The 22,132-nt window shown below is 66.4% G+C and carries 23 protein-coding genes; 5 read left to right on the forward strand and 18 right to left on the reverse strand.

Annotated features, from left to right (window positions below; translation table 11 throughout):
• Positions 1–56: 56 nt before the first annotated feature.
• Entirely contained in the window at positions 57–545 is a 489-nt protein-coding gene (locus tag MasN3_RS23035; protein ID WP_281910532.1) for a hypothetical protein, read from the reverse strand.
• A 142-nt stretch (positions 546–687) separates the two neighbouring features.
• Entirely contained in the window at positions 688–2,103 is a 1,416-nt protein-coding gene (locus MasN3_RS23040) for an IgA Peptidase M64 (protein WP_281910533.1), read from the reverse strand.
• Positions 2,104–2,219: 116 nt separating this feature from the next.
• Between MasN3_RS23040 and MasN3_RS23045 the strand changes: the two genes are divergently transcribed.
• Complete coding sequence (locus tag MasN3_RS23045; protein WP_281910534.1) at positions 2,220–3,263, forward strand: alpha/beta fold hydrolase; 1,044 nt, start codon at positions 2,220–2,222, stop codon at positions 3,261–3,263.
• A 7-nt stretch (positions 3,264–3,270) separates the two neighbouring features.
• Here the strand turns inward: MasN3_RS23045 and MasN3_RS23050 are convergent, their stop codons facing one another.
• The 3 genes from MasN3_RS23050 to MasN3_RS23060 all read right to left on the reverse strand — a co-directional run bounded on the left by MasN3_RS23050 (position 3,271) and on the right by MasN3_RS23060 (position 5,723).
• The gene (locus MasN3_RS23050; RefSeq protein ID WP_281910536.1) at positions 3,271–4,554 is read right to left on the reverse strand and encodes a cyanophycinase; all 1,284 of its coding nucleotides are present in this window, start codon (positions 4,552–4,554) and stop codon (positions 3,271–3,273) included.
• Positions 4,555–4,621: 67 nt separating this feature from the next.
• On the reverse strand, positions 4,622–5,059 hold the full coding sequence (locus MasN3_RS23055; protein WP_281910538.1) for a GNAT family N-acetyltransferase: 438 nt from the start codon (positions 5,057–5,059) through the stop codon (positions 4,622–4,624).
• Between the two features lie 85 nt (positions 5,060–5,144).
• Positions 5,145–5,723 carry a hypothetical protein gene (locus MasN3_RS23060; RefSeq protein WP_281910539.1) on the reverse strand — a complete coding sequence of 193 codons (579 nt, stop codon included), beginning with the start codon at positions 5,721–5,723 and terminating at the stop codon, positions 5,145–5,147.
• Positions 5,724–5,854: 131 nt separating this feature from the next.
• Between MasN3_RS23060 and argH the strand changes: the two genes are divergently transcribed.
• The 4 genes from argH to MasN3_RS23080 all read left to right on the forward strand — a co-directional run bounded on the left by argH (position 5,855) and on the right by MasN3_RS23080 (position 9,857).
• The gene (gene argH / locus MasN3_RS23065; protein WP_281910540.1) at positions 5,855–7,252 is read left to right on the forward strand and encodes an argininosuccinate lyase; all 1,398 of its coding nucleotides are present in this window, start codon (positions 5,855–5,857) and stop codon (positions 7,250–7,252) included.
• A 78-nt stretch (positions 7,253–7,330) separates the two neighbouring features.
• Positions 7,331–8,269 carry an HAD-IA family hydrolase gene (locus tag MasN3_RS23070; protein WP_281910541.1) on the forward strand — a complete coding sequence of 313 codons (939 nt, stop codon included), beginning with the start codon at positions 7,331–7,333 and terminating at the stop codon, positions 8,267–8,269.
• A gap of 389 nt (positions 8,270–8,658) precedes the next feature.
• Positions 8,659–9,537, forward strand: coding sequence for a DUF535 family protein (locus MasN3_RS23075; protein WP_281910542.1), 879 nt, complete (start codon positions 8,659–8,661; stop codon positions 9,535–9,537).
• A gap of 92 nt (positions 9,538–9,629) precedes the next feature.
• Positions 9,630–9,857, forward strand: coding sequence for a hypothetical protein (locus MasN3_RS23080; RefSeq protein WP_281910543.1), 228 nt, complete (start codon positions 9,630–9,632; stop codon positions 9,855–9,857).
• Here the strand turns inward: MasN3_RS23080 and MasN3_RS23085 are convergent.
• From MasN3_RS23085 to paaA, 13 genes are read right to left on the reverse strand one after another with little or no spacing between them, the layout of a single operon-like run.
• Positions 9,854–10,321 (reverse strand): cupin domain-containing protein, encoded by a 468-nt coding sequence (locus MasN3_RS23085; protein ID WP_281910544.1) that lies wholly within the window; start codon positions 10,319–10,321, stop codon positions 9,854–9,856. The genes MasN3_RS23080 and MasN3_RS23085 overlap by 4 nt on opposite strands.
• A 42-nt stretch (positions 10,322–10,363) precedes the next feature.
• Positions 10,364–12,415, reverse strand: a complete 2,052-nt coding sequence (paaZ, locus tag MasN3_RS23090; RefSeq protein WP_281910545.1) for a phenylacetic acid degradation bifunctional protein PaaZ — start codon at positions 12,413–12,415, stop codon at positions 10,364–10,366.
• Positions 12,416–12,438: 23 nt separating this feature from the next.
• Entirely contained in the window at positions 12,439–13,038 is a 600-nt protein-coding gene (locus MasN3_RS23095) for a phenylacetic acid degradation protein PaaY (protein ID WP_281910546.1), read from the reverse strand.
• 2 nt (positions 13,039–13,040) lie between these two features.
• Positions 13,041–14,243, reverse strand: coding sequence for a 3-oxoadipyl-CoA thiolase (pcaF, locus tag MasN3_RS23100; protein WP_281910548.1), 1,203 nt, complete (start codon positions 14,241–14,243; stop codon positions 13,041–13,043).
• A 16-nt stretch (positions 14,244–14,259) separates the two neighbouring features.
• Complete coding sequence (paaK, locus tag MasN3_RS23105) at positions 14,260–15,573, reverse strand: phenylacetate--CoA ligase PaaK (protein WP_281910549.1); 1,314 nt, start codon at positions 15,571–15,573, stop codon at positions 14,260–14,262.
• Positions 15,574–15,604: 31 nt separating this feature from the next.
• The gene (gene paaI, locus MasN3_RS23110) at positions 15,605–16,036 is read right to left on the reverse strand and encodes a hydroxyphenylacetyl-CoA thioesterase PaaI (protein ID WP_281910551.1); all 432 of its coding nucleotides are present in this window, start codon (positions 16,034–16,036) and stop codon (positions 15,605–15,607) included.
• Positions 16,029–17,567, reverse strand: coding sequence for a 3-hydroxyacyl-CoA dehydrogenase PaaH (gene paaH, locus MasN3_RS23115; protein ID WP_281910553.1), 1,539 nt, complete (start codon positions 17,565–17,567; stop codon positions 16,029–16,031). Before paaH ends, paaI begins: the two co-directional genes overlap by 8 nt.
• Positions 17,568–17,571: 4 nt before the next feature.
• Positions 17,572–18,363 (reverse strand): 2-(1,2-epoxy-1,2-dihydrophenyl)acetyl-CoA isomerase PaaG, encoded by a 792-nt coding sequence (paaG, locus tag MasN3_RS23120; RefSeq protein ID WP_281910555.1) that lies wholly within the window; start codon positions 18,361–18,363, stop codon positions 17,572–17,574.
• A 48-nt stretch (positions 18,364–18,411) separates the two neighbouring features.
• Positions 18,412–19,488, reverse strand: coding sequence for a 1,2-phenylacetyl-CoA epoxidase subunit PaaE (gene paaE, locus MasN3_RS23125; protein WP_281910556.1), 1,077 nt, complete (start codon positions 19,486–19,488; stop codon positions 18,412–18,414).
• A 1-nt stretch (position 19,489) separates the two neighbouring features.
• Positions 19,490–20,002 (reverse strand): 1,2-phenylacetyl-CoA epoxidase subunit PaaD, encoded by a 513-nt coding sequence (paaD, locus tag MasN3_RS23130; RefSeq protein ID WP_281910557.1) that lies wholly within the window; start codon positions 20,000–20,002, stop codon positions 19,490–19,492.
• Positions 20,002–20,754, reverse strand: coding sequence for a 1,2-phenylacetyl-CoA epoxidase subunit PaaC (paaC, locus tag MasN3_RS23135; protein ID WP_281910559.1), 753 nt, complete (start codon positions 20,752–20,754; stop codon positions 20,002–20,004). The genes paaD and paaC overlap by 1 nt, the downstream gene beginning before the upstream one ends.
• Positions 20,755–20,762: 8 nt before the next feature.
• Positions 20,763–21,047 carry a 1,2-phenylacetyl-CoA epoxidase subunit PaaB gene (gene paaB, locus MasN3_RS23140; protein WP_027865558.1) on the reverse strand — a complete coding sequence of 95 codons (285 nt, stop codon included), beginning with the start codon at positions 21,045–21,047 and terminating at the stop codon, positions 20,763–20,765.
• 19 nt (positions 21,048–21,066) lie between these two features.
• Positions 21,067–22,056, reverse strand: a complete 990-nt coding sequence (gene paaA, locus MasN3_RS23145) for a 1,2-phenylacetyl-CoA epoxidase subunit PaaA (RefSeq protein WP_281910561.1) — start codon at positions 22,054–22,056, stop codon at positions 21,067–21,069.
• Positions 22,057–22,132 lie beyond the last annotated feature (76 nt).

Consider the following 22,132-nt stretch of genomic DNA (forward strand, 5'->3'; position numbering starts at 1 on the left):
CGCACAATGAAAAACGCCGGCTTGCGAGCCGGCGTTTTTATTCGGGCGGCGTCGGCTTAGTGCTTGGCAGCCGCCTTGTGCACCTCGGCCACCGCTTCGGCACGCGCCTGCTCGGTCTTGGCCGCGGCGGTCGCCTGGTCGGCCGCTGCCTCGACCTGGGTCTTGAGCAGCTTCTCGTCCGCCTTGATCATTTTCTTGTCGGCCTTCAGGTTGGCGTCGGCGATTTTCTCCTGTGCCTTGGCCGCCGCCTTGGCGCGGTCTTCCGGATCGGCCTTCGCTACCTTCTCGACCGCGTCGGCGTGGGTCTCGGCCGCCTTGTTGTAGGCTTTTTCCTTCTTCTCGTTGGCGTCGGCCACGGCCTTGTTCACCTTCTTGTCGGTCTTGGCGATGACCTTCATTTCCTTTTCCTCGGCCTTGGCGATGTCCTTCTCGGCCTTGGCTTCGGCCTTCACGACTTCCTTGCTGGCGGCCGGGGTGGCGGCGGTCTGGGCGTGGGCGGCGGTGGCGAACAGGCCGGCGATGAGGGTGGCGATCAGTTTGTTCATGGCGTTTCCTTTCCGGTGAGTGGTCGCGCGGTGCAGCTATTGCGCAAATAATTGTTGTGACGACGGGTCCAGAATACGGACTCCTCACTCATCGGGTCTGTTAGCCACCCCACTTAGATCCTTGACATTTTGTAAGCAAAGTTTACGGTCGCGTTGCTCCCGCATACAGGTCGATGATGTCGTTCACGCCATCCCGGCACACTGGGCAGAAGGCCTCGCTGCGGTCGAACATCAGGCACTGCATCGCCGGCCGGTAGTAGCCGGTGGCCTCGTAGTTCGCGCCTTCGAAGGCGCCCACGTCGTGCCGATGCGGCCGGCCCGCGAACAGTGCGTTGGTCGCCTTCAGGTCCTCCATGAACAGAGCGTTCATCTCGCTCTCCGGCCGGTTCGCCGCGCGCAGCGCCGCACGCTTTTTCTGGTAGGCGCGCGAGGCCTCCTCGTACTCAAGCTTGGGCCAGGGCGTCGGCAGCGGCGTGCCGGCCTTCACGTGGCGCTTCCATTTGATCTTGGCCGGGTCGCGCAGCGCCGTGACGTTCGGCTCCCACGGTTCCATGCGCGTGGTCGCAGCTGCGTAGGCGACTGGCGAGGTGTAGTACTCGTCGGCCAGGCCCGCGAAGTGGTGGCCGAATTCGTGGACGAACAGGTAGTTGGCCCAGCCGTTGCCAGCCGCCGCGGTGCTGAACTGGCCGAAGATGCCGCCCCCGCCATAGGTCTCGTTGTTGACCAGGATTTCGATGAACTCGTAGGGCGCGTGCTGGGCGATGTCGCGCAGCGCGCGGTTGTCCAGGGTGAGCACGTAGCGTTCGCTGCCGAAGATGTCGTAGCGGGTGCCCAGTGGCGACGCATGGTGCACGCCGGTGGACGGCCGGCTGATGCCGGATTCGCTGGTGGGCAGCGCCAGCGCCCACACGTTGAAGTCCCTGGCGCGCTCCTTGAAGGGCGAGACCGAGAACAGGTATTGCGTCAGGCGGCGCGCGTCCGCCTCGAACTTCTTCATTTCCGCGGCAGTGTAGCCGTCGCCCATGATCAGGAGGTCGACCTTGTCGGCGGACGGACCGCTCACGTACACCGGAATCGGTTTTGCAGGCAGGTCCGGCTGCTTCTTCACGACCTCCTGGGCATCGGTGTCGACCTCGACGCTCCAGGCCACCGAGAACCCGTTGCGCTCGTCGCGCTTGAGGATGCGCACGCGCACCGGGCGCTCCGGTTTGGGAAAGCGCACCGATTCCTGGAAGCTGCGGCTGATCTTGCTGGCTTCGTCGGTCGTGCGCCACTCGCCGAAGACGGTCGAGAAGCCGCGCGAGTACAGCAGGTCGCCGGTCTTCGCGTCCACCACCTCGACCCGGTTCTGGCCGCGGTTGGTCTCGTCGACGTTGCGTGCGGTATTCCCCGGCCAGGGCAGCGGCTCGATGACGACGCGTTCCAATGCATACTGGTCGGACAAGGCATTGCCGCTGTGCGTATAGTCGACGCGGACAGTGGCCGGCTGGGCTGCGCAGGCAATGCCGGTGACCAGCGCCAGCGCGGCAACGAAGAATTGGAGTGGCAGACGGAACATGGTGATCCCCATTCGGTGCGGAAGCTGCATTGTAGAACGGCCGCGGCACTGTCGGAAATGACAGTTGTACCCATCAGGCCCGCGAAGTAGAATCGCCTGGATACCCGGGAGACGACATGCACCTGTTCACACGCAGCCTATTTACCGCACTGGCCCTGGCTTCCCCACTGGCGCACGCGGCCCTGCCCGCCGCCTGCAAGCCGGGCCAGGCAATCCACGACAGCGGCTATGTCAAGATCGGTGGCATCGAGCAATGGATCTCGATCGACGGCGCCGACTGCGCCAAGCCGGCGCTCCTGCTGGTGCATGGCGGTCCCGGCAATCCGCTCTCGGTCTACGAGAACGGCCCCTACGCGTCCTGGACCAGGGATTACGTCGTCGTCCACTGGGACCAGCGCGCTAGCGGGCTGACCTGGTCGCGCAACGCGCCCGATGAAGACACGCCCCTGCGCCTGGAGCGAATGCGCGACGACGGCATCGAGCTGTCGCGCCACCTGCTCGAACGCCTGGGCAAGCGCAAGCTGGTCCTGCTCGGCAGCTCCTGGGGCTCGATCCTGGGCGGACACATGGCCACCAAGAGCCCGGAACTCTACTGCGCCTGGATGCCGGTGGCGCAGGTCGTCAACAATACCGAGACCATGCGTGTCTCGCGCGACGCCATCCTGGCGCGCGCCCGCGCGGCGGGAGACGGGGCCACCGTCGAGAAGATCGAGGCGCTCGGCACGCCGCCGTGGACCAACCCGCGCAACTTCGGCATCCTGCGCCGTGCAATCCGCAAGTACGAAGCCATGGTGTCCGATCCGGCGCCTGCTGCCTGGCTCGAATGGAAGGCCGCGCGCGGCACCCCGAAGGCGCGTGCCGACTACGAGGCGGCCGAGGACTACTCATACATCCAGTTCATCGGCATGAAGGGCGACGGCATCGCTTCGCTGGTGGACATGGAGCGCCAGGCGGCCAGCTTCAAGCTTCCGGTCTACATGGTGCATGGCGAGCAGGACCTGCTGGGAACAAAAGAGATCGCGCAGCGCTACTTCGACCGGATCTCGGCCCCGCGCAAGCAGCTGGCGATCGTCCCGCGCGCCGGACACGATCCGAACCTTCCCCTGGTCGATGCCCAGGCGCGCATGCTGGCCAGCCAGCTGGGCGGCCGCTGCGAATGATCCGCTCCTACCTGGCGGCATCGGCCCGGCTGGCGCCGGAACCGCCGTCCGCCACGGTCTCGAGCTGCCGGTACTGGTACAGCGGCCGCTGCACCACGATCGGCCGGATGTCGAGCCGCATGTTGTAGACCGAGTACTGCTCGGTGAACGAGGACTGGTAGCCCACGCTGTCGCCCGTGCGGGTGAGCTTGAACTCGAAGCCGAGGTCGGGCTGGATGCCGTGCGGGCTGTCGAGCGAGAGGCCGATGGCGGCAAGCTGGTCGCTGTCGATCAGCTTGGCCATCAGGTCGACCACCGTGCTGTTGCCGAGGATGTCGGCCGAGAACAGCGGTTCGCGATAATAGGGCCGGGCCGGGTCGATCCGGTTGTCCAGCTTGTCGGGCGAGGGCGTGAAGGTCCGGGTGAGCAGGTTGAAGCGGTCGCCGCTGTCCAGGTAGCTCAGGCGCACGTTGCCGATGCTCAGCGGCCCTCCCTGCGCCCCGTCCTGCGGCACCGCCCCCGACAGGTCGACCAGCAGCGCGCCGCGGTAGCCGATCACCTCGACGTCGCGGGCCGGGCCGACCACCATGGCGGTGTTCTCGTCGATGCCCAGGCCCAGCTTGTAGCCCTTCTTGAGCATGGCCGGCACCATGCGCGCGAAACGGCCGCGCACCAGGAGGTGCTGGTCGATGAAGACGTCGTCGCCGATGAAGCCGAGGCCGGGCGCGATCTCCGTGCCCTCGTCGATGCCGAGCTTGAGCGTGGCCAGCACCGTCTTGGGACGGCCGAACATGGTGCTGCTCATGATGGCGGCGCCGGCGCTCGATCCGGCGATCATGCCGCCGCGCCGGTACAGGTCCCACAGGGCGTCGAGCATGCGGGTATTGGCGCCGTCCTCGCGGCGCAGCGCGCGCGTGATGCGGCCCTGGTCGCCGCCGGCGAAATAGGCGCCGCCGGCCGCGCGTACCGCGCTGGCCAGCGCCGGATCCTCCGCCGCCGTCTGGTAGTCGGTGCCGGACAGGCGCACGGCCACCGGCACGAAAAAGGCCCTGGCGCCATAGTGGTTGAAGCGCTCGACCAGGAATTTGCCGGCTTTTTCAGGGTTGGCCGAGGCCGAGGCGAACACGGCGATGCGGGCGCCCTTGCCGCCCGCCAGCTGGACCATGCGCTCCCACACGGCGGCATTGTCGGCACGCAGTGCGCCGCCGATGATGACGAGCGAGCCTTTCGGTTGCGGGGTATCGGCCGCGGCAAGCGGCTGGCTTCCCAGCAAGGCAAACACCAGCAGAGCACGGACGACGGCGCGAAGCATGCGAATCCTCCCGGTTCAGGCACATCGTAAGCCTGATTCCAGAAGGGAGTCGCCGTGTTGAGTATGCTCAGGACAAATATATGTTCGGAAAGTACCGCTCCATCATCGTCTCGGGACGCTGGGGCGCGGTGAAACCGAAGCGCTCGTACAGGCTGTGCGAATCGCTCGTGTTGAGCGTGAAGCGGCGCAGTTTCTGCAGGCTGGGGTGGCGCAGTACCGCCCCGATCAGCTGCTTGCCGTAGCCGCGGCCGCGGTACTCGGGCACCACGAACACGTCCACCAGGTTGGCGAAGGTGGCGAAGTCGGTGATGACGCGTGCAAAAGCGATCTGGCGCCCGTCGAGATAGCCGCCGAAACACAGCGAATTCTCGATGGCGCGCTCGACCACCGGACGCCCAATGCCGACTGCCCAGGTGGATTGTTCGCTCAGGAAGCGGTAGATCATCGGGATGTCCAGCCGCGACTGGTCGGTACTGACCTGGAAGCTCGAATCGTTGGTAATCATGAAGGCTTGGAATATGGCTTAAAAACCAATTCTAGCGCCGTTCTCTTGATGCATAAGTTTCAATTGGACGGCGTTCCCGGGCAGCTCAGCCGTTGCGCAGGTAGCGCTCAGGCAGCTGCAGCTTGGCATCCTCGGCCTGCCAGACCAGGTTCAGCACGTACCAGCGCTTGCCGTCATGGATGAGCTGGATACTGTTGATCCCGCGCATGAAGGGCTTGGCATCGTCCTTGGCGTGGCGCGCCTCGTAGGTGCTGAACACGTGGGCGATCTGGCCGAAGGTCTCCATGGTGCGCGCCTTTTCGGTCTCGAAGAAACCCATGGTGGCGAAGGCCTTGGTGTTGCGGGCGATGTAGTCGTCCGGGCTCATGGCGCGCAGGACATAGCTGCCGTCCGGGCGCGCGGCCATGGCGCCCATGCGCCCCTCGGGCGCGAACAGCGACCGCAGGCGGTCCCAGTCGCGCGGCACGCCGGCCGGGCCCGAGATCACGTCGTAGACGGCGGCGATGATGGCGTCGATCGAGGCGACGTCCGACGCCCTGGCGGCCGGCATGCCGGCGGCCGCCGGCGCCGCCGGTGCGGCGATCGCGGTGGGCGTGGCCTGCTGCGCCAGGGCCGCGGGTGCGGCAAATGCCAGTGCCAGGCCGAGTCGGGCCAAACGGTTCATGCGTCCCCCTATTGTTGTCATTTGATGAATAGTGAATACATCATCATGCATTTCCAGGCGCTTGTCATCCACCTCGGGTGGGGGTCGGGCGGGCCAGTTATAATCGTGGGATACCTAACAGGGATCCCACCATGACCGATCAATTCTCCAAGAAAGCCGAAGCCTGGTCCGCGCGCTTCACCGAACCCGTCTCCGACCTCGTCAAGCGCTACACCGCCTCCGTGTTCTTCGACAAGCGCCTGGCGCCCTTCGACATCCAGGGCTCACTCGCCCACGCCGAGATGCTGGCCGCGCAAGGCATCATCAGTGAACAGGACCGTGCGGAGATCGAGCGCGGCATGGCCCAGATCAAGGGCGAGATCGAGGCCGGCAGCTTCGAATGGCTGCTCGACCTGGAAGACGTGCACCTGAACATCGAGAAGCGCCTGACCGAGCTGGTGGGCGACGCCGGCAAGCGCCTGCACACCGGCCGTTCCCGGAATGACCAGGTGGCGACCGACATCCGCCTGTACGTGCGGGCGGCGATCGACGACATCCTCGGCCTCCTGGGGAGCCTGCGCGGCGCGCTGCTCGATCTGGCCGAGCGCCATGCCGACACCATCATGCCGGGCTTCACCCACCTGCAGGTGGCCCAGCCGATCACCTTCGGACACCACATGCTGGCCTACGTCGAGATGTTCGGGCGCGACGCCGAGCGCATGCAGGATGCGCGCCGGCGCGTAAACCGCCTGCCGCTGGGCGCGGCCGCGCTGGCCGGCACCACCTTCCCGATCGACCGCCTGCGCGTGGCGAACACCCTGGGCTTCGAGGACGTCTGCCACAACTCGCTGGACGCCGTCTCGGACCGCGATTTCGCCATCGAATTCACGGCAGCGGCCTCCTTGATCATGATGCACGTGTCGCGCTTCTCGGAAGAACTGGTCATGTGGATGAGCCCGCGCATCGGCTTCATCGACATCGCCGACCGCTTCTGCACCGGCTCGTCGATCATGCCGCAGAAGAAGAACCCGGACGTGCCGGAACTGGCGCGCGGCAAGACCGGCCGCGTCTACGGCCACCTGAACGGCCTGCTGACCCTGATGAAAGGCCAGCCGCTGGCCTACAACAAGGACAACCAGGAAGACAAGGAACCGCTGTTCGACACCATCGATACCCTCACCGACACCCTGCGCATCTTCGCCGACATGGCGGGCGGCATCACGGTCAAGGCCGAGAACATGCGTGCGGCGGCGCTGCAGGGTTATGCCACCGCGACCGACCTGGCCGACTACCTGGTCAAGAAGGGCCTGCCCTTCCGCGACGCCCACGAAGCGGTGGCGCACGCGGTGCGCGCCTGCGACATCGCCAAGTGCGACCTGTCGGAGATGTCGCTGGAGCAGTTGCGCGAATTCTCGCCGCTGATCGAGCAGGACGTGTTTGCGGTCCTGACCCTGGAAGGCTCGGTGGCGGCGCGCGACCACGTCGGCGGCACCGCGCCGAACCAGGTGCGCAAGGCGATCGCGCGCGTGCGCAAGCAGCTCGAACAGTGATTTTCGTAGGGTGGGCAGGGGAAAACAGTCCAGTGGACTGTTTTCCGCCCACGCGTTCAAATCCCACAATGAACGGACGTGACGTCTATTCACGTGCTGGCTGAACGCGTGGGCGGGAAGACCCGCCCACCCTACGTTAAAGAAGTCATCAACCACCGCGCTTGTCGCGGCCGGGCAGCTCTGCGCCAGGGCCGCGATGTCGTTGAAGGACAAGTCCAGCCCATCATCGTCCGCATCCGGCTGCCAGGCGCGCAGCCCGGCGTCAAGGGAAGCGAAGATGCCGCGCCTTTTGCGCTAAGCTGGGCGCCCCGATTCCACAACGAGACCGCTTCCGTGACCCCGACCAATCCTTCCGTCCTGCCCTCGCGCGACTATGCCGCCTTCCTGTTCGACATGGACGGCACCATCCTGACCTCGATCAAGTCCGCCGAGCGGGTCTGGAGCGCATGGGCGCTCCGGCATGGACTCGATCCGGTGACGTTCGTGCCGACCGTGCACGGCAAGCGCACCGAGGATACCATCCGCCAACTCGGCCTGCCCGGTGTCGATCCGGTGGCCGAGGCGCTGGGCATCGCGCTGGCCGAGATCGAAGACGTCGGCGACATCGAGGAGATCGCCGGCGTGGGCCGCTTCCTGGCCAGCCTGCCGACGGACCGCTGGGCCATCGTCACCTCGGCCTCGCGCGCGCTGGCCACGGCGCGCATCGCCGCCGCCGGCCTGCCCTTGCCGCCGCTGCTGGTATCGGCCGACGACGTCAAGCGCGGCAAGCCCAACCCCGATCCTTTCCTGCTGGGCGCGCAGAAGCTGGGCGTGGCGCCGCAGGATTGCCTGGTGTTCGAGGATACGACGATCGGCCTGGCCGCCGCAGAAAGCGCGGGCATGGACAGCCTGATCGTGACCGCCACCCATGTCCATCCGGTAGAGACGCATGCCGCACCGATACCGGATTACACCGACCTGATGGTCGTTGCCACCGAGAGCGGTCGCCTGCGGGTGCAAAGACGGATCGGTCACTGACAAGCAGCCGCGCTAGCGGTGCAAAGGGGCGAAGCGGCTGAAACACGGCCCCGTCCCGATACACGGGCACGGGGTGCCCGCCGGACCTGTTGCGCCTCGCGTGCACGTCCGCACGACAATGGGTGGAATACCCCGCCTCGATTCAGACAATTTCCTATAATGAAACTATTGTATCTAATCTACAACTAGATTCTATCGATTAATTTTTTGATGTTTACGCTTGCTGAAAGGAATTGATACACTTCGTTACATTGATTTACATAGATTTACGTAATGCCTGATGGGTAAGCCTGCCCATCGGCGCGTAGCCAGACAGCATGCCGCCCTTGACCCATGATCGTTCCCCGCCAGCGCGGGCAACCGCGTCCTCCCCACGTGTGACACTCAGGATGGGAATATCGCGCAAGCAGGGACGGATTCCCTATGTGCGCGAGCTGCTCAAGCTGAAAGTGCGCTCGCTGGCCTATCCGCATGCGACGCGCCGCTGGCTCAGGCTGCTCAACTCGCATCCGGCCTTCGCCGATTACGTCCAGCACTGCCCGCGCCTGCTCTACAAGATCTACCGCCCTTACATGACCCTGCATCTGCCGATCGAGGCCAGGCTGGACGCGCTCACCGTGCATTACCAGACGGTGTTCGAACGTGGCATGGGCGAGCTGGTGACGCAGGCAGCCAGCGGCCCGGTGTCGCTGGTGTCCTTTGCGGGACGCGATGGGGATACCTACGACATTGCCCTGCGCGCTATCGGCCTGCTGGAGCGGGAGGGCGAACTGGTCCTGCAGCTGCGCGCGGCCGGCACCCCGCTCTACGCGGTCGCCTTCACTTTCGCCCGGCGGGAGGGCCGGCTGGCGGTCAACGTCGGCTGTATCCAGGGAGCCGCCGGGGAAGCGGTGCGCGAAGCGATCCGGCGGGCGACCCGGCAGTTGCACGGCTTGCGCCCAAAACAATTGCTGGTCAGCATAGTAAGCGTGCTGGGCCACGCGCTCGATTGCGGCGAGATGCGCCTTGTCGGCAATGCCAACCGTGTCGTGCGCAGCGCCATCCGCAATGGCAGCGTCCATGCCGACTACGACCAGTTGTGGAACGAGATGGGAGCCCGCCGCCTTGCCGACGGCGACTACAGTCTTCCCTGCGGCCCCCTGGCCGAACCGGATTTCACGGCCGTGGAGTCGAAGAAGCGGGCGGAAGCGCGCCGGCGCCACGCACTGCTGGCCTTCCTGTCGGCCGCCGTGGCCGGCCGCCTGCAGCCGGTCCCGATGGCAGCCTGAAGGCGCGGCCCGGCAGCCCAGGGCGGCGGCATCTTGTGCCGCCGCGGACGATACCCACATACCGGATATCGGCCTACACCCTGGAGGTGAACATGCAGCGCTATCGCAATACGAGCGGCGAATCCGGCGTTGTCGCCTACGACATCGACGCGAACGCGATTACCGTCCGGTTCACCGGGGGCGACTGTTACCTGTACACGGAACGCAGTGCCGGCGCCGAGAACATTGCCAAGATGCAGGAACTGGCGCGCCAGGGTCGCGGGCTGTCGACCTTCATCAGCCAGCACATCCGCAGCCACTACGCGCGCAAACTGAACTAGGCCTCGCGTGGCGGGTACGGCGTGCCGTCCTTGCGTAAATAGGTGCCGGTGGCGCCGTCGTAGTGCAGGTCGATGTCCGGATACGTCGCCTGGTCTTCCTTCACGCGCGCACCGACGCACAGGAACACGCCCGGCCCCCAGCTGCGGTTGACCAGATGGTGCCCGTTCGGCTTTCCTGCCGGGAAAGCCGCGCAGTCGCCTGCGCGCATCAGGGTCTCGCCTTCGTCGGTCACCAGCACCAGCTCGCCCGACACCATCATCACGAATTCATCCTCGTGCGAATGCCAGTGACGCTGCGAGGACGCCGCGCCGGGCTGCAGCTCGACAAGATTGACGCCGAACTGGCTCAGGCCGCCGGCGTCGCCCAGGGCCTGTTTGGTGCGTCCGTCCACCATCTCGGCAAAGGGCTCCGGATAGCCGGTGCCCCGCACCACGGGAATGTTGCTCAGGTCCAGTCTCGACATGCAAGGTCTCCTCGGTTGGCGGCGGACGGCGCCTTGGGCGTCCTAGCCGCGTTTCTGTACCAGCGTCAGGATATCGTAACTCGCCACGAGTTCCTCGTGTTGATTCGTCACCTGCACGTCCCAGGCCACCACGCCCTGGCCGCGGCCCTGCTCGTCGGTGCGGTTGCGGTCAACCTTGCGCTTGCAGGTGAGCCTTGCGCGGATGGTGTCGCCGATCGCCACCGGCGCCACGAAGCGCAGGTTGTCCAGGCCGTAGTTAGCCAGCACCGGACCCGGCGCCGGCGACACGAACAGGCCGGCCGCCGCCGACAGCACGAAGTAGCCGTGGGCGATGCGCTTGCCGAACTGGGTGTCCTTGGCCGCGATCTCGTCGAAGTGCATGTAGAAGTAGTCGCCCGAGACGCCGCCGAAGTTGACGATGTCCGCCTCGCTCACGGTGCGGCGGTGGGTCAGCAGCGAGTGGCCGACTTCCAGATCTTCGAACCAGCGGCGGAACGGGTGGATCTCGGTTTCCTTGACCGCGCCGCCACGCACGTACTCGCCGGTGACGGCGCCCAGCATGGTTGGCGAGCCCTGCACCGCGGCGCGCTGCAGGAAGTGTTTCACCGCGCGGATGCCGCCCAGCTCCTCGCCGCCGCCGGCGCGGCCCGGGCCGCCGTGCTTGAGCTGCGGCAGCGGCGAGCCGTGGCCGGTGGAATCCACCGCCGACTCGCGCTCGAGGATGTGCACGCGGCCGTGCGAGGCGGCAGCGACCGGCACCGCGTGGGCGGCGATGGCCGGGTCCCTGGTCACGAGCGTCGTCACCAGGCTGCCCTTGCCGCGCGCGGCGAGCGTCAAGGCTTCGTCGATGTCGCGGTAGGTCATCAGGGTAGAGACCGGGCCGAAGGCTTCGATGTCGTGGACCGCGTCGTTGTCCAGTGCGTTACGGCACAGCAGCAGGGTCGGCGCGAAGAAGGCGCCGTTGGCACAGCCTTCGCCCACGGGATTGAAACCGTCGCGGGCGCTGAACAGGACTTCGTTGCCGCGCGCGAGCATCTCGACGCGTTCGGAGACGTCGCGGTGCTGGTCCATCGAGGCCAGCGCTCCCATGCGCACGCCCTCGACTTTCGGATTGCCGACGGTGATCTTGGCCAGGCGCTCGCGCAGGCGGCTGCCGACCGCATCGGCGTGCTGCTCGGGCACGATGACGCGGCGGATGGCGGTGCACTTCTGGCCGGCCTTGCCGGTCATCTCGCGCGCGACTTCCTTCACGAACAGGTCGAATTCCGGATCATCCGGGCTGACGTCGGGAGCCAGGATGGCGCAGTTCAGCGAGTCGGCTTCGGCCGTGAACGGGACCGATGCGCGGATCAGGTTCTGGTTGGCCTTCAGTTTGGCGGCGGTGTCGGCCGAGCCGGTGAAGGTGACGGCATCGAAGCCGCCCAGGCGGTCGAGCAGGTCGCCGGTCGAGCCGATGACCAGCTGCAGCGCGCCTTCCGGCAGCAGCTTCGACTCCATCATCATCCTGACGGTGGCATGGGTCAGGTAGCTGGTCGCGGTGGCCGGCTTGACGATGCACGGCATCGCGGCCAGGAAGCTCGGCGCGAATTTTTCCAGCATGCCCCAGATCGGGAAGTTGAAGGCGTTGATGTGCACCGCCAGGCCGCCGCGCGGCACCAGGATGTGGGTGCCGGCGAAGCCGCCGCGCTTGCCCAGGGCGATCGCCGGGCCTTCGTGCAGCACGTTCGACGAAGGCAGTTCGCGCGAGCCCATGCTGGCGTAGGCGAACAGGGTGCCGATGCCGCCTTCGACGTCGACCCAGCTGTCCGGGCGGGTGGCGCCGGTCAGGTGCGAGATCTCGTACAGTTCTTCCTTGCGCTCCATCATGTACAGGGCCAGGGCTTTCAGGACCTGGGCGCGCTTCTGGAAGTCGAGCCGCATCAGGGCCGGGATGCCGGTCTTGCGGCCGTAGCTGACGGCTTCGTCGAAGTCGATTTTCTCGGCATGGGTGTGATAGATCAGTTCGTTGTTCAGCGCGCTGTGCAGCGCGGTAGCCGCCTCGGCACCGTGCCAGCGGCCGGCGATCAGGCTTTGCAGGGTTGCGATGTTGCCCATGTTGTTGTCTCCGTTCTGTCTCTTCAGGATTTCGGTTTGTGCATGCCGTTCGGATCGAACGCGATGCCCTTGCGATCCGGCTCGGGTTCAAGCAAGGCCTCGACTTCGCGCATCGTCTGCAGCGAGCGCAGGTTCAGTTCGTGGTACTGGCGCGTCCCGAAGCTCTTCCACTTCACGTCTTCCTCGGTGAGCGCGCGCATGATCTTCGCGGGCGTGCCCATCACCATGCTGCGCGGCGGGATGATCATCCCGGCCTTCACGAAGCTCATCGCGGCCACGATCGATTCCTCGCCCACGACCGCCTTGTCCATCACCACCGCATTCATGCCCACCATGGCGTTACGCTTGACGCGGCAGCCGTGCAGCACCGCGCCGTGGCCGATGTGGCCGTCGACTTCGACAACCGTGTCCTCGCCCGGGAAGCCGTGCATCACGCAGGTGTCCTGCAGGTTGGCGCCCTCTTCCAGGATCAGGCGCCCGAAGTCGCCGCGCATCGAGGCCAGCGGGCCGATGTAGCAGCGCGGGCCGACGATCACGTCGCCGATCAGGACGGCGCTCGGGTGCACGTAGGCGCTGGGATGCACCACCGGCCGCACGCCGTCGATCTCGTACACCTTGACCATGTTTATACCCGCTCGACGATGATCGCGATGCCCTGGCCCACGCCGATGCACATGGTGCACAGGGCGTAGCGGCCCTTGATGCGGTGCAGCTGGTTGACCGCGGTGGTCACCAGGCGCGCGCCGGATGCGCCCAGCGGGTGGCCGAGGGCGATGGCGCCGCCGTTCGGGTTCACGTGCGCCGCGTCGTCGGGCAGGCCGAGGTCGCGCATCACGGCCAGGCCCTGCGCCGCGAACGCTTCGTTCAGCTCGATCACGTCCATCTGGTCGAGGCGCAGGCCGGTCTGCAGCAGCAGCTTCTTCACGGCCGGCGACGGGCCGAAGCCCATGATGCGCGGCGCCAGGCCGGCGGTGGCCATGCCGACCACGCGCGCGCGCGGGACCAGGCCGTTGCGCACCGCGGTCGTTTCCGATGCCAGCAGCAGCGCGCAGGCGCCGTCGTTCAGGCTCGAGGCATTGCCGGCGCTGACCGTCCCGTCGGGCTTCACCACGCCCTTCAGCTTCGCCAGCGCTTCCATGCTGGTCTCGCGCGGCTGTTCGTCGGTGTCGAACACGCGCGACTCGCCTTTCTTGGAGTGGATCGTCACGGGAACGATCTCGTCCCGGAAGACACCCTCGGCATGGGCGCGCGCCCAGCGCTGCTGGCTGCGCAGCGCGAACGCATCCTGGTCCAGGCGGTTGATGTTGAATTCCACCGCCACGTTTTCGGCGGTTTCAGGCATCGAGTCGATGCCGTATTTCGCCTTCATGAGCGGATTGACGAAGCGCCAGCCGAGGGTGGTGTCCTCGATTTTTGCGGCACGAGAAAAGGCGCTGTCGGCCTTGGCCATGACGAAGGGCGCGCGGGTCATGCTTTCGACGCCGCCGGCGATGATCAGGTTCGCCTCGCCGGCCTTGATCGCACGCGCGGCGCCGCCGACGGCGTCCATGCCGGAGCCGCACAGGCGGTTGATGGTGTTGGCCGGCACCGCCGCGGGCAGCCCGGCCAGCAGCGCGGCCATGCGGCCGACGTTGCGGTTGTCTTCGCCGGCCTGGTTGGCGCAGCCGTAGAACAGGTCGTCCACCGCGTCCCAGTCCACGTCCTTGTTGCGCTCGATGAGCGCGGCGATCGGCAGCGCGCCCAGGTCGTCGGCGCGCACGCTCGACAGCGAGCCGCCGTAGCGGCCGAAGGGGGTGCGGATGGCGTCGCAGATGAATGCGTCAGTCATGGTGTCTCCTCGGGTTCTAATTTTTGGGACGCTTGTCGACCACGCGCCGGGCCTTGCCGGTCAGCGTGCGCTCGATTCCGCCGGGCGGCGTCAAGCGCACGCGCGTGCTCACGCCCACATGGGTCTTGATGCGGTGCTGGAGTTCGCGGCTGAGCAGCTCGACGTCGCTGCCCGACATGGACGCGTCGCGCAGCTCGCTCAGCACTTCCAGCGTGTCGAGGTGGCCGTCGCGCGCCACCACCAGCTGGTACTGCGGCGCCAGCGCCGGCATCTTCAGGATGATTTCCTCGATCTGGCTCGGGAACACGTTCACGCCGCGGATGATCAGCATGTCGTCCGAGCGGCCCGTGATGCGGCCCATGCGGCGCATCGAGCGCGAGGTGGGCGGCAGCAGGCGCGTCAGGTCGCGCGTGCGGTAGCGGATGATCGGCAGCGCTTCCTTGGAGAGCGAGGTGAACACCAGCTCGCCCTCCGCGCCGTCGGGCAGCACTTCGCCGGTGTCGGGGTCGATGATCTCGGGGTAGAAATGGTCTTCCCAGATGACCGGGCCGTCCTTGCTCTCGATGCACTCGCTCGCCACGCCCGGCCCCATCACTTCCGACAGGCCGTAGATGTCGACCGCGTCGATGCCGGCGCGGGCCTCGATCTCGCGGCGCATGGCGTCGGTCCAGGGTTCGGCGCCGAAGATGCCGACCTTCAGCGAGGAAGTCGCCGGGTCGATGCCCTGGCGCGTGAACTCCTCGACGATGTTCAGCATGTAGGAAGGCGTGACCATGATGATCGAGGGCTTGAAGTCCTGGATCAGCTGCACCTGCTTCTCGGTCTGGCCGCCGGACATCGGGATCACCGTGCAGCCGAGCTTCTCGGCGCCGTAGTGCGCGCCCAGGCCGCCGGTGAACAGGCCGTAGCCGTAGGAGATGTGCACCATGTCGCCCGCGCGGCCGCCGGCCGCGCGGATCGAACGCGCCACCACGCCGGCCCAGGTGTCGATGTCGCGCTGGGTGTAGCCGACCACGGTCGCCTTGCCGGTGGTGCCGCTCGAGGCGTGGATGCGCACCACCTGTTCGCGCGGCACCGCGAACAGGCCGAAGGGGTAGTTGTCGCGCAGGGTCTTCTTGTCGGTGAAGGGGAACTTGGCGAGGTCGGACAGCGACTTCAGGTCGCTGGGGTGCACGCCGGCCGCGTCGAAGGCGGCGCGGTAATGCGGCACGTTCTCGTAGGCGTGGTGCAGCGACCACTTCAGGCGCTCCAGCTGCAGGGCCTGCAGTTCGTCGCGGCTGGCGCGCTCGATCGGTTCCAGCTCGCTCGGCGCTGGATTACGTTGGACCATCTTCGACCTCCTCGTCGTCTTGCAAATAAGCTTACAGCTCGGCCACCATGCCGCTGACGCGGTGCGACTTGCCGCGAAACAGCGCCACGGTGCGCCCCTCCTGGTTGATGACCTTGATGTCGTACACGCCCGTCTTGCCCTGCAGGGCCTGCTCCACCGCCTCGGCCGTCAGCACATCGCCTTCACGGCCGGGAGACAGGTAATCGATGCTGCAGCCGGCGCCCACGGTATTGAAGTTGTGCGAATTGCAGGCAAAGGCAAAAGCGCTGTCGGCCAGCATGAAAATGTAGCCGCCGTGGCAGGTGGCGTGCCCGTTGAGCATGTCGGCGCGCACGCGCATCGACATGCGCGCATAGCCGGGGCGGATCTCGTCGAGCAGCATGCCCAGGGCCTGGCTGGCCGGGTCGCGCTCGTACATGGTCTTGCCGGCGAGCGTAGCCAGCGCCTGCGGGTCGCTAAGCATGGAAGCGCGCTCCGTGCGGATTGGCGGCGATCTTGCGGCGCAGCAGCGGCGACACCCGATAGCGGTCTTCGCCATAGGTCGCGGCGAGGTTGGACAGCACCGCCACGATGTGCTCCAGGCCGACGCTGTCGGCCCAGGCCAGCGGACCGCGCGGGTAGTTGACGCCTTTTTGCATCGCGATGTCGACGGCCTGGGCGCTGCACACGCCCTGGTTGACGGCGTCGGCGGCTTCGTTGGCCAGCATGGCGACGGTGCGCATCACGGCCATGCCGGGCACGTCGTCCAGGCGGGTGACGGCAAAGCCGGCGGCCTGGAACATGCCGACCACCGCGTGATAGGCGGCGTCGCTGCACTGGTCGGCACGCGCCAGCGCAATGCGGGTAGCACCATGCGCGTCCAGCAGCAGGTCGTACAGGACGGTGTCGTCATGCCAGCTCTCGGCGGCGCGCTCGGTGGCGCTGCGGCCGTCGGTGAGATAGACCGCGGCGCCGTTGCACACGAAGCCGGGGGACGCATCCAGGGTCTCCTCGCGCGGCAGCGCGTAACCGGCAGCGGCCAGGCGCGCGGCCAGCGCCGCGATCGCGTCGGATTCGTTGCCGACGATCGACACCGATTCGGGCTTGGCCTGCGGCGCTTCCAGCTGCACCGCAGGCTTGTCGACACCCTCGCCGTAACGGTAGAAGCCCCGGCCCGTCTTGCGGCCCAGGAAGCCGGCGTTGACCAGCTCCTGCTGCAGGATCGAGGGCGTGAAGCGCGGGTCGCCGAAGTAGGCGTGATAGACCGAATTCGTGACCGAGAAGTTAACGTCGTGGCCGATCAGGTCCATCAGCTCGAAGGGCCCCATGCGGAAGCCCCCGCAATCGCGCAGCACGGCGTCGATGGTGGCCGGCTCGGCGGCCTGTTCCAGCAGCAGGCGCAGGCTTTCGGCGTAGTACGGGCGGGCCACCCGGTTGACGATGAAGCCGGGCGTGGATTTGGCGTGCACCGGGTTCTTGCCCCAGGCCTCGGCGGTGGCGTAGACGGTGTCGGTCACCGCCTTGTCGGTGGCGATGCCGCTGATGACCTCCACCAGCGCCATCAGGGGCACCGGGTTAAAGAAGTGCATGCCGGCCACGCGTTCCGGGCGGCGCAACTGCGCGGCGATGGCGGTGACCGAGATCGACGAGGTGTTGGTGGCCAGGATGCAGCCGTCCGCCACGATGCCTTCGAGCTCGGCGAACAGGGCGCGCTTGGCATCGAGGTTCTCGACGATGGCTTCGACCACCAGCGCGGCGCCGCCGGCTTCCTGCAGGCTGCCGATGCGCTTCAGGCGCGCGCGTGCATCATCGGCCGCGGCGGCGTCCATGCGGCCCTTCTCGACCAGTTTGGCGTAGGTCTTGCCGATGTCGGCGATGGCCTTGTCGGCGGCGTCGGTCCGGGTATCGAACAGCAGCACCTGGTGGCCGGCGCTGGCCGCCACCTGGGCGATGCCGCTGCCCATGGCGCCGCTGCCGACGACGGCGACGATGGCGTCTTTCGGGAGTGCCTGCATGGTCTTATTCTCCCTTGAAGTGCGCCGGGCGCTTGGCGATGAAGGCGGCGACGCCTTCGCGGTAGTCATGGCTGTAGCCGAGCTCGCGCATCATGTCGCCTTCCAGTTTCAGCTGTTCCGGCAGGGTGTTCGACCAGCTGGCGGCAAGGGCCTTCTTGGTAAACGCCAGCCCCTTCGTCGGCGCGGCCGCGAAGTGCTCGGCCATGGCCATGGCCTGGTCCATCAGGGCTTCATCCGGCACGCAGGCCCAGATCAGGCCCCACTGCTCGGCCTTCTCGGCGCTGAGTTTTTCGCCCAGCATGGCCAGCCCCATGGCGCGCGCCGGGCCGATCAGGCGCGGCAGGTGCCAGGTGCCGCCGGTGTCGGGAATCAGGCCCAGCTTGCAGAAGGCTTCGATGAAGCTGGCCGATTTGGCGGCCAGCACGATGTCGCAGGCCAGGGCCAGGTTGGCGCCGGCGCCGGCGGCCACGCCGTTGACCGCGCAGATGACCGGCATCGGCAGCGACTTCAGGGTCATCACCAACGGGGCGTAGAACTTCTCGACCGATTCGCCGAGGTCGACACCGGGGGCGCCCGGCGCCACGGCGCGGTCCTGCAGGTCCTGGCCGGCGCAAAAGCCGCGGCCGGCGCCGGTGAGCACCAGCACGCGCACGGACTTGTCGGCCTGGAGCCTGTCGAGGGCGTCGCGCACTTCGAGGTGCATGGCCTGGGTGAAGCTGTTCAGGCGATCGGGGCGGTTCAGGGTCAGGACGGCGATGCCGTTCTCGATCTTGAACTGGATGGATTCGTAGCTCATGGATGTCTCCAAATCTTATTGTTATCAGGTCCCGCAGGGACCCGCAGCTTACTCGGCGATGTCGAAATCGACCACGACCTTGTCGCTGATCGGGAAGCTCTGGCAGCTGAGCACGAAGCCGCGCGCCACTTCGTAATCCTCCAGCGCGTAGTTCACGTCCATCTCCACCTGGCCGTCGAGCACCTTGCAGCGGCAGGTCGAGCACACGCCGCCCTTGCACGAGTAGCGCATGTCGATGCCCGCGCGCAGGCCGGCGTCGAGGATGGACTCCTTGTCCTTGTCCATCGTGAAGCTGGCCGCATTGCCGTCCATGATGACGGTGACTTCGGTGTGGTGCTGCTGCCCTGCTTCGATTCTGCGCGGCTTGTGCTCGTGCTTCCGGATGCTGGCGGCGAACAGCTCGATGCGAATCTGCTCCTTTGCCAGCCCGGCCGCCTGCAGCGAACGCGACACGCCGTGCATCATGTCTTCCGGGCCGCAGATGAAGGCGATGTCGATGTCCTTGATGTCGATCCAGTGGCGCAGGAACAGGCCGCATTTCTCTTCGGTGATGCGGCCGTTGAAGAGTTCGATATCCTGCTGCTCGCGGCTCATCACATACACCAGCTTGAGCCGGTCCATGTAGGTGTCCTTGAGGTCGGTCAGTTCATCGCGGAAGATCACGCTCGACGAGGCGCGGTTGCCGTAGACGATGGTGAAGCGGCTCTTCGGCTCGGCCCGCAGGGTCGTCTTCACGATCGACAGGATCGGCGTGATGCCGCTGCCGGCGGCAAAGGCCAGGTAGTGGCGTTCGCTGCTCGGGTCGAGCGGCACGTTGAAGTGGCCCATCGGCGGCATCACCTCGAGGGTGGCGCCCGGTTTCAGGTGCTCGTTGGCCCAGCTCGAGAACTGGCCGCCGGCCACCCGCTTGATCGCCACACGGAGCTGTTCGTCCTGCACCGCCGAGCAGATCGAATAGGAGCGGCGCACGTCCTCGCCGTCGATCATCGCGCGCAGGGTCAGGTGCTGGCCCTGCTGGTAGGCGAATTCGGTTTTCAGTTCGGCGGGGACGTCGAAGGTGACGGCGATGGCGTCGCGGGTCTCCTGCTTCACCTTCGCCACGGTCAATGGATAGAATTTGCTCATCTTAGTGACACTTGAAATAGTCGAAAGGCTCACGGCAGTCGAGGCACTTGTACAGCGCCTTGCAGGGCGTCGAGCCGAACTCGCTGGTCAGCTGGGTATGCGGCGAGCCGCAATGCGGGCAGGCTACGATCGGCGCGGCGCGGCGGCGGATGCCGGCGTGCAGGCCGCTGATGTCGATCGCCTGCTGCACTGGCGGCGCGATGCCGTAGCCCTTCAGGGCGGCCTTGCCGGCTTCGCTCATCCAGTCGGTGGTCCAGGCGGGCGCCAGGCGGCTGACGATGCGGACATCCATCAGGCCGTGCGCCTGCAGCGCTTCCTTGACCGCGTCCGCGATGACCTGCATCGCCGGGCATCCCGAGTAGGTGGGAGTGATCGTCACGACGCAGGCGTCGCCGTCGAAAGCGACGTCGCGCACGATGCCGAGGTCCACCACCGAGATGACCGGGATCTCCGGATCGGCGACTTCGCCGAGCCAGCTCCACACCTGCTCCAGGCTGACGCCCACCGCGCTCATTACCACTGCGCTCCCGGATAGGCGCGCTGCAGGAACTGCATCTCGGCCAGGATGTAGCCCAGGCGCTCGCTGTGCCGGCCCTGCTTGCCGCCGCGCTGCATCCAGGCGCCAGGGTCGGGCATGGCGAGCGTCGCTTCCGCGAAGACTTCCGTCATGTGGTCGAGGCAGCTCTTGCGCAGCGGCTCCGCGGCCGGCGCCACGCCCTGCTCCACCATCGCCTCATCGATGGCGTCGTAGAGGAACATCTCGCCGCTGTACATCCACAGCTCGTCCAGCGCCGCCTGCATTTTCGCGTGGCTGACGTCGCTGCCGTCGCCCAGGCGCACCACCAGGTCGCCGGAGCGGCGCAGGTGGTAAGTGACTTCCTTGATCGACTTCTGCGCGATCTCGGCGATGCGCGCATCGCTCGAGCGGGTCAGGCCGTCCATCAGGAAGTAGTGCCAGGTATCGAACAGGAACTGGCGCATCAATACCTCGGCATAGCTGCCGTTCGGCTGCTCGACCAGCAGGCAGTTGCGGTAGTCGTGGGCGTCGCGCAGGAAGGCCAGGCGGTCTTCGTCGCGGCCCTTGCCTTCCAGCTCGCCCGCATAGCTCAGCCACATGCGGGTCTGGCCCAGCAGGTCGAGCGCGACGTTCGACAGCGCCATGTCTTCTTCCAGCGCCGGGCCCTTGCCGCACAGCTGGCACAGCTGCTGCGACAGGATCAGCGCATTGTCGCCCTGGCGCAGCAGGTATTCAATCTTGGCATCCACGGCGCGGCTCACAGGTTCTTGACTTCTTCCGGCATCGGGAAGAAGGTCGGGTGGCGGTAGACCTTGCTGTTGGCCGGCTCGAACAGCGCTTCCTTGTCGTTCGGGCTGCTGGCCACGATGTCCTGGGCGCGTACGACCCAGATCGAGACGCCCTCGTTGCGGCGGGTGTAGACGTCGCGCGCGTTGTTGATCGCCATCTCGGCGTCAGGCGCGTGCAGGCTGCCCACGTGCTTGTGGGCCAGGCCGTGCTGGCTGCGGATGAAGACTTCCCACAGCGGCCATTCTTTGCTCATCTCAAGTATCTCCGTTGATTTATGCGGCTGCCTGGCGGGCGGCTTTCTTCTCGGCGTGGGCGACCAGCGCGTCGCGGAACCACTCGCCGTCTTCATATGCTTTCACGCGGGTGCGCAGGCGCTCGCGGTTGCAGGGGCCGTTGCCCTTCAGGACGTTGTGGAATTCGCTCCAGTTGATCGCGCCGAAGTCGTAGTGGCCGCGCTCCTCGTTCCATTTCAGGTCGGGGTCGGGAATGGTCAGGCCCAGGTATTCGGCCTGCGGCACGGTCTGGTCGACCATGCGCTGGCGCAGCTCGTCGTTGGAGAACAGCTTGATGCGCCAGGCGGTCGACTGGGCGCTGTTCACCGACTCGGCATCCGACGGGCCGAACATCATGAGCGAAGGCCACCACCAGCGGTTCAGCGCATCCTGGGCCATCGCCTTCTGCTCCGGCGTGCCCCTGGCCAGGGCCATCATGATGTCGTAGCCCTGGCGCGCGTGGAAGGACTCTTCCTTGCAGACGCGGATCATGGCGCGCGCGTACGGACCGTACGAGCAGCGGCACAGCGGGATCTGGTTGATGATGGCCGAGCCGTCCACCAGCCAGCCGATGGCGCCCATGTCGGCCCAGCTCAGGGTCGGGTAGTTGAAGATGCTCGAGTATTTTGCCTTGCCCGAGTGCAGTGCCTGCAGCAGCTCGTCGCGCGACACGCCCAGCGTCTCGGCGGCGCTGTACAGGTACAGGCCGTGGCCGGCCTCGTCCTGGATCTTGGCCAGCAGCACCGATTTGCGCTGCAGCGTCGGTGCGCGCGTCACCCAGTTGCCTTCCGGCAATTGCCCGACGATCTCGCTGTGCGCGTGCTGCGAGATCTGGCGGATCAGGGTTTTACGATAGGCCTCGGGCATCCAGTCCTTGGGCTCGATCTTGATGCCGGCATCGATGCGCGCCTGGAATGCTGCCTCCTCAAGGCTCATGTCTTCTTCGGTTCGGACTTTCTTGAGTCCGGTCTCCACCATTTGTGCGTACATGCTGGTCTCCGTTGCGAACTTCTTCAATCCATAATACGATACAAAAAATCGGATGTACACCAAAATCTTGAATCAT

Source organism: Massilia varians (assembly GCF_027923905.1).
Classification (GTDB): Bacteria; Pseudomonadota; Gammaproteobacteria; order Burkholderiales; family Burkholderiaceae_D; genus Telluria; species Telluria varians_B.

Bases quoted from the DNA above. Each gene is read 5' to 3' on its own strand.
- MasN3_RS23035 (WP_281910532.1), bottom strand. From the start codon at position 545: ATGAACAAACTGATCGCCACCCTCATCGCCGGCCTGTTCGCCACCGCC.
- MasN3_RS23040 (WP_281910533.1), bottom strand. From the start codon at position 2,103: ATGTTCCGTCTGCCACTCCAATTCTTCGTTGCCGCGCTGGCGCTGGTC.
- MasN3_RS23045 (WP_281910534.1), top strand. From the start codon at position 2,220: ATGCACCTGTTCACACGCAGCCTATTTACCGCACTGGCCCTGGCTTCC.
- MasN3_RS23050 (WP_281910536.1), bottom strand. From the start codon at position 4,554: ATGCTTCGCGCCGTCGTCCGTGCTCTGCTGGTGTTTGCCTTGCTGGGA.
- MasN3_RS23055 (WP_281910538.1), bottom strand. From the start codon at position 5,059: ATGATTACCAACGATTCGAGCTTCCAGGTCAGTACCGACCAGTCGCGG.
- MasN3_RS23060 (WP_281910539.1), bottom strand. From the start codon at position 5,723: ATGAACCGTTTGGCCCGACTCGGCCTGGCACTGGCATTTGCCGCACCC.
- argH (WP_281910540.1), top strand. From the start codon at position 5,855: ATGACCGATCAATTCTCCAAGAAAGCCGAAGCCTGGTCCGCGCGCTTC.
- MasN3_RS23075 (WP_281910542.1), top strand. From the start codon at position 8,659: ATGGGAATATCGCGCAAGCAGGGACGGATTCCCTATGTGCGCGAGCTG.
- MasN3_RS23080 (WP_281910543.1), top strand. From the start codon at position 9,630: ATGCAGCGCTATCGCAATACGAGCGGCGAATCCGGCGTTGTCGCCTAC.
- MasN3_RS23085 (WP_281910544.1), bottom strand. From the start codon at position 10,321: ATGTCGAGACTGGACCTGAGCAACATTCCCGTGGTGCGGGGCACCGGC.
- paaZ (WP_281910545.1), bottom strand. From the start codon at position 12,415: ATGGGCAACATCGCAACCCTGCAAAGCCTGATCGCCGGCCGCTGGCAC.
- MasN3_RS23095 (WP_281910546.1), bottom strand. From the start codon at position 13,038: ATGGTCAAGGTGTACGAGATCGACGGCGTGCGGCCGGTGGTGCATCCC.
- pcaF (WP_281910548.1), bottom strand. From the start codon at position 14,243: ATGACTGACGCATTCATCTGCGACGCCATCCGCACCCCCTTCGGCCGC.
- paaK (WP_281910549.1), bottom strand. From the start codon at position 15,573: ATGGTCCAACGTAATCCAGCGCCGAGCGAGCTGGAACCGATCGAGCGC.
- paaI (WP_281910551.1), bottom strand. From the start codon at position 16,036: ATGCTTAGCGACCCGCAGGCGCTGGCTACGCTCGCCGGCAAGACCATG.
- paaH (WP_281910553.1), bottom strand. From the start codon at position 17,567: ATGCAGGCACTCCCGAAAGACGCCATCGTCGCCGTCGTCGGCAGCGGC.
- paaG (WP_281910555.1), bottom strand. From the start codon at position 18,363: ATGAGCTACGAATCCATCCAGTTCAAGATCGAGAACGGCATCGCCGTC.
- paaE (WP_281910556.1), bottom strand. From the start codon at position 19,488: ATGAGCAAATTCTATCCATTGACCGTGGCGAAGGTGAAGCAGGAGACC.
- paaD (WP_281910557.1), bottom strand. From the start codon at position 20,002: ATGAGCGCGGTGGGCGTCAGCCTGGAGCAGGTGTGGAGCTGGCTCGGC.
- paaB (WP_027865558.1), bottom strand. From the start codon at position 21,047: ATGAGCAAAGAATGGCCGCTGTGGGAAGTCTTCATCCGCAGCCAGCAC.
- paaA (WP_281910561.1), bottom strand. From the start codon at position 22,056: ATGTACGCACAAATGGTGGAGACCGGACTCAAGAAAGTCCGAACCGAA.